We start from the raw sequence: 9202 nt of genomic DNA, 5'->3' as shown, positions 1-9202 counted from the left end.
TCGCCTGCCGCCTCTAATCGACGACCGGGTAGAACGGCCGCCCCCAATCCTCCTGCGGATTGTCCATCATCAAGTCCACGAAGACCGGCATAAGGAAGGCGAGGATCGCGGCTCCGTCGCGAACCTGTGCCCGGTTGACCCCGCTGTTCCAGGTCGACCCGCCATGCACCAGCTGATTGCGCAGGACGTACAGCCGGTCAAAGACGAAGCTGAGGACCCGGACGCTGTCGCCTGCCTGGAATGCCTGTGCGAAGCTGCGCGACGACGCCCTGAACCTCTCCTCCCAATTCTCGAAACCATCGATTCCATTGTGATGCTGCCAGAACGGATTGAAGACGTAGCGGTTTTCCATGAGCATCCGCACCGGACCCGAGAAGCGCTGCCACAGCGCCTTGTAGATGCGCCGACCTTCGTCCCGCGCCACCACCCTGTCGAAATAGTCGGCGAAGGCGGCACGCTCGCCGGGGGCCACCGGCTGAAATTCCCGCTCGTCTGCATAGGCGGCATTGAACGCGATCCAGAGAAAGATGAAGCGAGCGTCGTCGTCCTCGCCGCACGCCTCCGCGCGCCCGATCCAGCTGATGGCCCGATGAACACGGAGGCCCATGGTTTCGGGAAAGCCATCGCGAATGGCGCGCTGTTTGGCCTTCAATGTTGCGTGGTCGAGAACATCCTTCATTCACGTTCCCCCCTTTGAAATCTGATCACGGCAAGGCATCGAAATCCGACCTTCGGTATCCTTCGACCAAGGCCCGCAGCCCGTCAGGCGCGACCACCTCGACCTTGTCGCCCCACTGATAGAGATGCCAGGCCATCTCCAGCCACCCCGCTGCGTTGAACCGGACGATAAGGCTTCCGTCGTCCTGTGGCTCCAGGACCTGAGTGGGGTGAAAGCGGAATTCGGCGGCGCGCTCGGCGGCCTCGGGCGCGAAACGCCAGATCACCTCGCCATACTGCGCGTGATCCTGATAGACGCCGAAGGCTTGGGCGGCATAGTCCTCCAGGGTGAACCCCGGCGCGAAGACGAAGCTTTCGTCCATCACCTCGGCGGTATGGATCCGGTCCATGCGAAAGTTCAGGATCGTCTCGCTGCGCGTGGGCTGCCGCGCCACGAGATAACTGCGATGGCCCAGCAGGAGGCCGTGCGGTTCGATCACCCGGGGCCCGGCGTCAGCCGATCCGTAGGTGACGCGCAGGCGAAACGGTCCTCGCAGCGCCTCGATAACTGCATCCGTCACCTCGGGACGCAAGGCAACAGTCGGACCGGGGCGCATCACCTGGCCGAGACCGGCCAGCACCGCTTCGGCATCGGCCTCGGACCGGGTGGCATCGCGCGGTGTCAGTCGCGCCAGTAATCCGTCGCGCAGATCCTCAAGCGCACGGGCATGGCGCAGTCTCGCCTGATCCCGGGCGGCGCGGGCTGCGATTTCCAGCGCCTCGATGGTGGTTTCCTGACGCGGTTGCAGCCGCTCGGGCGGGGGCGTCTCCAGCCGCCAGTACCGTCGGCGATCCTCGGCATCCGTGGATGTGACGTTGGCAAAGGCGGCGTCCAGCGCTTCTGTCATCCGCTGCGCCGTGCGGTGCGAGACGCCGAATTCGGTGCAAATGTCCTCAAGGCTGACACCCCCGCGCCGAGAGGCGGCCATCTGGGCGAGACGGAGCAGATCCTGAGCCTTGGCGAAAGACATTTGACCTCTATGTCAGAAATTGACACCATCATAAGCTATTGATGAACTTGCGGTCTGTCGAGGCGATTCCCTCGGGGATCGAGCGTCGCAAGTATCGGAGCAGCAATGAGGGACCTCGACGGCCAAATCCTCCTGTCCGCCTCGGATCTCATGCGCTTCATGGGATGTGCGCACGCGACGACCCTCGATCTGGCTTTCATGCGCGGCGTCGGTCCGGCGCCGCGAGAAGACACCGAAGACGCAGCGCTGCTGCAGAAGCAGGGCGAGGCCCATGAGGCAGCGCATCTTGCGCGGCTCAACGCGGCGGGCCGCGGTATCGTGGAGATTGTGCGCGGCAACCTCGCCACCGACGCCGAGACCACGCGCGCGGCACTGGCGGCAGGGTCGGAGGTCGTGTTTCAGGGGGCGTTCCTGTCAGGCAAATGGGGCGGCTGGTCGGATTTCCTGGAGCGGGTCGAACGCCCCTCTGTGTTCGGACCGTTCAGCTACGAGGTGGCCGACACCAAGCTGAAGCGTCGCCCGCACCCAAAGCATGTGCTGCAACTGGTGCTCTATTCCGATCTGCTGACGGAGGTTCAGGGCGTTGCGCCCGAGTTCGCTCATGTCGAATTGGGAGACGGCACCCGCGCCACCCTTCGGCTATCGAACTACTCGGCCTATGCCCGCATGGCGCGGGCGCGGCTCGAAGGCTTCGTGGCCAATCCACCGCCAACCCGTCCGATTCCCTGTGCAGATTGTGGTCTTTGCCGCTGGGGCGACCATTGTGCCGACGTCTGGCAGGCTGAGGACAGCCTGTTCAATGTCGCCAACATCAGCCGTGGGCAGGTGAAGAAGCTCGAAGCTGCGGGCATCCGAACCATGGAATCCCTCGCCAGTCTCGATCATCCGATCCGCGGCATGGCGGAAAACACGCGCCTCCGCCTCGTGACGCAAGCCCGGCTGCAACATGCACGCAAGACCGGCATGCCCGCATTCGAACTGCGCGCGCCGGAGCCCGGCAAGGGGTTCGATCTGCTGCCTGCGCCGCAGCCAGGCGATCTGTTCTACGACATCGAAGGCGATCCGCATTTCGAGGGCGGCCTGGAGTACCTGCATGGCGTCTGGTTCGACGGCCAGTTCCGCGCATTCTGGGCGCATGATCATACCGCCGAGGCGCGGGCACTCGCCGAGTTGCTGGAGTTCTTCCGCTCACGTCTCGCGGCATACCCCGATGCGCGCATCTATCACTACGCTGCTTACGAGATCACCGCGTTGCGGCGGCTCACCACGAAATACGGTATCGGCGAGGCCTTCCTTGATCGTCTTCTGCGAGAGCGTCGTTTCGTCGATCTGTTTGCTGTCGTGCGTGGGGCGCTGATCGGGTCGGAGACCAACTATTCCATCAAGTCGATGGAGGCCTTCTATGGCCGCAAGCGCGAGGGCGAGGTGAAGACGGCGGGCGGCTCGGTCGTCGCCTATGAGCGCTGGCGCGAGACCGGCGATCAGCAAATCCTCGACGAGATCGAGGATTACAACCGCGTCGACTGCATTTCGACCGAGGAGCTTAGGGATTGGCTGGTCGGCATTCGACCCAGCGGCCCCTGGCCGTCGCTCGGTCAGGATGCGGGCATGAAGGAGGCCGAGGAGGACGCCGACACGCAGGCGCTGCGTTCGGCGCTAGCGGCCTCCGGCCTGCCCGAGGACCGGCAGGCGATGCTGTTCAACCTCGGCCTCTTCCACAAGCGCGAAGCGAAACCCGCTCAATGGGCGGTGTTCGACAGCGTGGGCAAGGACGAGGATGATCTAATCGACGATCTCGACGCGCTTGCCGGGCTTGAAGCCGTGGGCGCGGCTGAGCCCATCAAACGCTCGATGGCGCGCACCTATCGTTTCCCGCAGCAGGAGACGAAATTGCGGGGTGGCAAAAGCGCGACGGTGCCGGTCCATGATGGGCCGCCTGCCACGATCAGCATCGCCGCTCTGGACCGGACCGCACTCGAGATCACCCTCAAGGCCGGGGCCGCGAAGGCACATCTTCTGACAGACCGTCTGACGCTCCACCCGGACTGGCCGCTCAACACCGGGGTCATCGCCGCCGCGCTTCGCGATGTGATTGCCGATCAATGTGGGCCGCGCCGATTAACGGCCGTCGACGATCTGATGTCTCGTTCGGCGCCGCGCCTGACGACCGGCGCCAAGCCTGACCTGCTGGATGGCACTGATCCGGTTGCGGGCACGATTGCCGCAGTTGGCGCGATGGATGGCACCGTGCTGCCGATCCAGGGGCCGCCAGGCACAGGCAAGACCTATGTCACCGCGCGTGCGATCCTGTCTCTGGTGCGCAAGGGTCATCGGGTCGGCGTCGCATCGAACAGCCACGAGGCCATTCGCAACGTGCTGATGGGCTGTCTCGCCGCGCTGGAAGATGACGACCCGGACATCACTCTGGAAGACGCCGAACTGGCCCACAAGGTGAGCGGCGACGAGGACGGCTACCCCGAAGGCTTCACCGGCATCACGCGGGCCACGTCCAACGACGACCCCGCGCTGACGCAGGCCCATGTCGTTGGCGGAACCGCTTTCTTCTTCTCGCGCCCGGAGTTCGAGCAGACCCTGGACTGGCTCTTCGTCGACGAAGCGGGACAGGTCGGGCTCGCCAACATGGTTGCCATGGGCCGGGCTGCGCGGAACATCGTGCTGGTGGGGGATCCGCGCCAGTTGCCTCAGGTGATTCAAGGTGCGCACCCAGACCCCGCGAACCTCTCCTGCCTCGACTGGATGCTCGGCGAGCATGCCACGGTGCCGCCGGACCGAGGCATCTTCCTGCCCGTCTCGCGCCGGATGCACCCTGAGGTCTGCCGTTTCATCTCGGATCAGGTCTATGAGGGACGTCTGACGAGCCACCCCGACACCGCACGCCAGGCCGTGACCGGCACCTCATTCCCCGAGGCCGGCGCTTTCTGGGTGCCGGTCCCACATGAGGGCAACGCCCAGATCGCGCCCGAGGAGGTTGCCGCCATCAAGGGCGCCGCTGCCGATCTGCTCAAGGGCACCTGCACGGACAAGGACGGCACAAGCCGCCCCACGCTCCAGTCGGATATCATCGTCGTCGCTCCCTACAACGCGCAGGTGAACGCCCTGCGCGATGCGTTGCCCGAGGGCATCCGCGTCGGCACAGTGGACAAGTTCCAGGGGCAGGAAGCGCCCGTCTGCCTCGTATCGATGACCGCCTCCTCGGCCGAGGAAACGCCGCGCGGAATGGACTTCCTGTTCTCCCTCAACCGCATCAACGTAGCGGTGTCGCGCGCCAAGGGGCTGGCGCTGGTCTTCGGCGCGCCGCGCCTGCGTGAGGCGAAATGCGAAACGGTCGAGCAGATGCGGCTGGTGAACACGCTGTGTGCGTTGCAAATATTCAGGTCGAAGGAAAAGGAAGGTGTATGAGCGAGAACGACTGGTTTGTGATGCGACCGCAAAAGGCTCAGGCCTATGGCCGCCCCGAGGCTGATGGCTTCCTGGTCCGCAAAGGGTCGACGGCGATGCGGGAAGGCTCCCCTCATGTGAAGCGGGATCGCGAGGAGCGTGACCGTTTGGTTCGGCAGGGGGTCCTCGTCCCGGACAGTGATCCGGACTTGTATCGCTTCTCGCGCGACCATCTTTTCGGCAGCTCGAGCGTGGCCGGGGGTATCGTCAAGGATGGCAATTGCAGCGGACCGCAAAGCTGGCGCCGGCCCTGTGACGGCAAGACGATCAAGGATGTTTTTGGCTGATGTTCGTTTTCTAGTCCTCGAAAGGTGCCGGCCCAAATCGCGGGGGAAGGTTACGAGAAGGAACAGGCGTGCCGAGTTGCACCATCCTCGGCACGCCTGAAGTGTGACGCGACCGCGATTGCGATCACGCGGCCGGCGAAAAACTCGAGCCAGCCTGGTGGCCCCGAGCGGGTTCGCCGCCATCCCCACCACCGCGCTCGATCCGCCCCACAGTGCGGCGTCTCCCGCGGTCCCCGCGCTTGTCGGGTCCGGGTCCCCATCGGTCGTCGCTATCCTGTCAGGCTGCCTCGGGCGGCAGCGTGGATGTCATGTCCGCGATCGCCTGGAACTCCGCCAGGAATTCCGGACGGTGCTGCATCAGATAACGGACGACCCGCGCGTTCCCGAGCAGCTTCGCGAGGTAGCCCTTGATGACGGTGAGTTGCAGGTGATCCTGGCCATAGGTCTCCTGGATCGAGGTGATCGACTCCTGCAGACGCGCCAGCTCGCTCTCCATCCGGGCCATCGCCTCCGGCGTGATGCCCTTGATCCGCTTGGGCTTCGAACCTTCTGCAAGCTGCGTCTGCGGGGTGCCGGCCAGGATCGCCGAGGCATAGGCGACGGAGTAGTTGTTGGCGTTGACCAGCAGTTCGGCGGCCTCGATCTGGCGCAGCGGCTTCATCTTCCGGAGGATCTCGAACACGGCCATCGGACAGGGTTTGTCCTTGAGGATGGCGACCGTCTCCTCGCAAATCCCGTCCAGCATGCGGACCTTGCGCCGCACGCTCTGGGAATTGATGTCCAGCGCCTTGGCGATCTTTTCTTCCGACACGCCGCGCTCGATGGCGCGCAGGATCATCTTGTGCTCCTGGACCGGCGACAACCGGCTGATCCGCTTGTTGTAGGTGAAGGCTTCGTCGTCGGTGGAGACCAGGCACTCCACCTGTTCGATGCCGAGATCCTTCAAGACCTCGACGCGAACATGGCCGTCCAGCAGCAGAAAGGTGCCCGGATTCGCGGGATCGCGGGCAACCACGGGCGGCTCGACGAGACCGACCTCGCGGACCGAGGCGGTGATCTGTTGGTATTTTCTGCTGGATTTCGTGGCCGTCCGCAGCACCCGCACAGGAAGGAGAGCCTCCACGGCCAGGGTCACGCAGTCGTCTTCAAAGCCATGAGCGACGACATCGGGACGCCGGCGACCTTTCCGCGTCATGGCTCCGTCCTCGCGTGTTCCTCCAGATAGGCAGGCATCACCTCGAGGCTTTCGGCACGCAGCAGCGTCAGGAAGTTCTCGTCGCTCCGGAGCGCACGGAATGCCTCTATGACGAACAGAAGCCGGCCTTGCGTAAGTTCCGCCTTCTTGATCATCAGTTTCTGACGATCGGCTTCCTGACGATAAGCGCGCACGAGCGCATCGCTGGTCAGGGGGCGCCCGGTGCGGTTGACCTTGCGACCGAAAGGCGTTTCATCGACGCGCGGCCCATGGCGCTGGCGTCGTTCGAGCAGTCGCCGCACGGCCGCGAACTTCTTTCCGCGCAGCTTCTTCTCCGTATAGGCGTCCATGAGCGCGCGCTGGGCGCCCTGATCGTCGGTCCGGGATATCTCGATCGCAAGGTTCAGCGGCATGAGGCCGGTCTCGACCGCAGATACGAGACGCTGCTCGCCGCGCTCGAGCAGCCCCGCGATCATGTTGACGTATTCGGGGCTGACCCCGATCTTGCCGGCAATCTCCCGATCGTTATAGCCACGCGTCCGGAGCGTGCCGATTTCCTGCATCAGATCGATCGCGCGATGCTGGCGCCTGGCGCAGTTCTCGACGAGGCTCATGACGAGGCAGTCGCTCTCGTCGGCATCGATCACGATGGCCGGGATGGCATCCTGCTTCAACTCGATGAAGGCCTCCAGCCGCCCCTGGCCGCAGACGAGATCGTATTCGGCCGGCTCCGTGTCCGCACGCCGTGTCACTGTGATCGGGCGCTTGAGGCCGATCCGCGCGATGCTCTCGACCATTTCTTCGAACGTTCGCCGGTTGCGCACCCGGGGATTGAGGACACGGATCCTGCCGGTCGGGATGAGTGTCACATGCTTGTGGGCATCGATCGGGATGTCATCGGGCATCAGGCCACCTCCGAGAATCTGGCCCTGCCGGCCATTGTGAAGAAGAAATCGAGCGTGTCGAAGCGATAGGCATCGAGAGACAGGCCGTTCTGCTCGGCCAGCCGAAGCCGATCCGCGGTCATGTCGATGCTCGGGAGGACGTAATAGTCGCGTGGGGCCGCGTTCAGCTCGTCCATGCGTATGGCGATGGTGATGTCCGGCAAGAGCCCGGTGTCGAGGCGGATGCGCCAGCGCAGCGAGCCTGCTGCGGTCTCGAAGCATCGCGACAGCACGACCGATACCGTGAACTCGCCATTGACGGTCAGCAGCTCGGTCTGGGGATCCTGACCGGCCCTGCCACCCGCGTTCTCGATCCCGGCGATGACACCCGCAACGATCTGTGGATGTGCCTCGCGGAGCTTGCGGTTGATCTCGATGTATCGGTAGTCCCGATCGGGCTGATATCCCACCAGCTCGTAGGCGCGCAGCAGGCTGCCGAACCGTGACCGGAACGCGCTCGATGACGGAGTGTCCTCGTGCTCGTCGATGATCAGCCCGGAAAGGAAGCCCTTTCTGGCAAGCAGAGCCCGGAGTGCTTCAAGCAGTTCCTCGTCCGAGAGATGGCGACTTCGCGCATCGACGATTTCCCGGGCGCGCAGGAACAGCGCCTCATCGACTATGGCCGGATAGGCGCCCTCGGCGCGGATCCACATCTCGCGCGGGTTCACCACCCGGCGCTGCTTCAACTTGAAGGAGATCTTGTTGAAGACGTTGTTGCCGATGTATTTTTCATTGGTCAGCACCTGATGGACCGTCGCCCGCGTCCACGGCCGTACGAGATCGGTACGCAGTCCGTCGGCATTCAGGGCGCCCGCGATTTCCCGCTCGGATCGGCCATCCTCGACGAACATGCGGTACATTCGCCGGACGACATCCTGCTCCTCCTCGGGACCTGGAACGAGAATGACCCGGTCGGTCTGCAGGCTCTTCTGTTCGCCGCGCGACAGCTCGCCCTTGGGATTGCCGTGTTCGTCGATCAGCACCCGGCGCAACCCGTAACCGGCCGCGCCACCCTGACGAAAACCGAGCTCGACCAGCCGGCACTGGCCGGCGAAAACCTTGACCGAGAGCTCGCGGCTGTATTCGCCGGCCATCACCCGCTTGACGGTCTTGAGCAGGTTCGAGCCGATGCTCCCGTCGTTCTCGAACTGCTCGCCGCAGTAGTGCACCCGGATCCCGGCGCGGGAACAGACGTGCTCGTGATAGGCGCCCTCGTCGGCGTCCTGAAACCGACCCCAGCGGCTGACGTCATAGACGAGGATCGCCTTGAAATCCGCCTGGCCGGATTTGACCTCGGCCATCAGGTTCTGCAACGCCTCGCGCCCGTCGAGACGCAGGCCACTACGGCCGGAATCCTCGAAGACCCGGAGGATCTGCAAGCCGCGAGAGGCAGCATAGCTGCGGATGACGTCGAGCTGGTTCTCGGTCGAGTATTTCTGGTGATCGGTCGACATCCGGACATAGGCGACCGCGGGCACGTCCGCTTCGGCCGGCCCGTCGCTTTTGTCTGAATTGGTCGTCCAACGACCGCCCAAGCACGCATCTCCTCGTTATTGCTGGCCAATCCATCGCTGTCGCCTGAATCCAAGGCTGAATCCCTCGCATCCATGTAAAGCAAGGGAGGCCGGA

The 9202-nt window shown here is 64.2% G+C and carries 7 protein-coding genes; 2 read left to right on the top strand and 5 right to left on the bottom strand.

All coding sequences use genetic code 11. The features are described 5' to 3' along the window. Positions 1-13 precede the first annotated feature (13 nt). Positions 14-679, bottom strand: coding sequence for a HEPN domain-containing protein (locus N1F89_RS03205; RefSeq protein ID WP_290081420.1), 666 nt, complete (start codon positions 677-679; stop codon positions 14-16). Positions 680-704: 25 nt separating this feature from the next. Continuing rightward, positions 705-1688, bottom strand: coding sequence for a WYL domain-containing protein (locus tag N1F89_RS03200; RefSeq protein ID WP_290081418.1), 984 nt, complete (start codon positions 1686-1688; stop codon positions 705-707). Positions 1689-1793: 105 nt separating this feature from the next. Between N1F89_RS03200 and N1F89_RS03195 the strand changes: the two genes are divergently transcribed. After that, complete coding sequence (locus N1F89_RS03195) at positions 1794-5108, top strand: TM0106 family RecB-like putative nuclease (RefSeq protein ID WP_290081417.1); 3315 nt, start codon at positions 1794-1796, stop codon at positions 5106-5108. Next, a complete protein-coding gene (locus N1F89_RS03190) occupies positions 5105-5434 on the top strand; it encodes a DUF4357 domain-containing protein (protein ID WP_290081416.1) in 330 nt (109 codons plus the stop codon). The genes N1F89_RS03195 and N1F89_RS03190 overlap by 4 nt, the downstream gene beginning before the upstream one ends. A 277-nt stretch (positions 5435-5711) precedes the next feature. Here the strand turns inward: N1F89_RS03190 and N1F89_RS03185 are convergent, their stop codons facing one another. From N1F89_RS03185 to N1F89_RS03175, 3 genes are read right to left on the bottom strand one after another with little or no spacing between them, the layout of a single operon-like run. Then, on the bottom strand, positions 5712-6629 hold the full coding sequence (locus N1F89_RS03185; protein WP_290081414.1) for a plasmid partitioning protein RepB C-terminal domain-containing protein: 918 nt from the start codon (positions 6627-6629) through the stop codon (positions 5712-5714). Beyond that, positions 6626-7534, bottom strand: coding sequence for a plasmid partitioning protein RepB C-terminal domain-containing protein (locus N1F89_RS03180; RefSeq protein ID WP_290081412.1), 909 nt, complete (start codon positions 7532-7534; stop codon positions 6626-6628). The genes N1F89_RS03185 and N1F89_RS03180 overlap by 4 nt, the downstream gene beginning before the upstream one ends. Beyond that, entirely contained in the window at positions 7534-9108 is a 1575-nt protein-coding gene (locus N1F89_RS03175; RefSeq protein WP_290081410.1) for a recombinase family protein, read from the bottom strand. The genes N1F89_RS03180 and N1F89_RS03175 overlap by 1 nt, the downstream gene beginning before the upstream one ends. Between the last annotated feature and the right edge of the window lie 94 nt (positions 9109-9202).

Origin of the sequence: Aquibium sp. A9E412 (assembly GCF_030398335.1) — a bacterium.
Lineage (GTDB): Bacteria > Pseudomonadota > Alphaproteobacteria > Rhizobiales > Rhizobiaceae > A9E412.
Note: the sequence above shows the minus strand (reverse complement) of the source record. Positions and strands in the feature narration are given on the sequence as shown.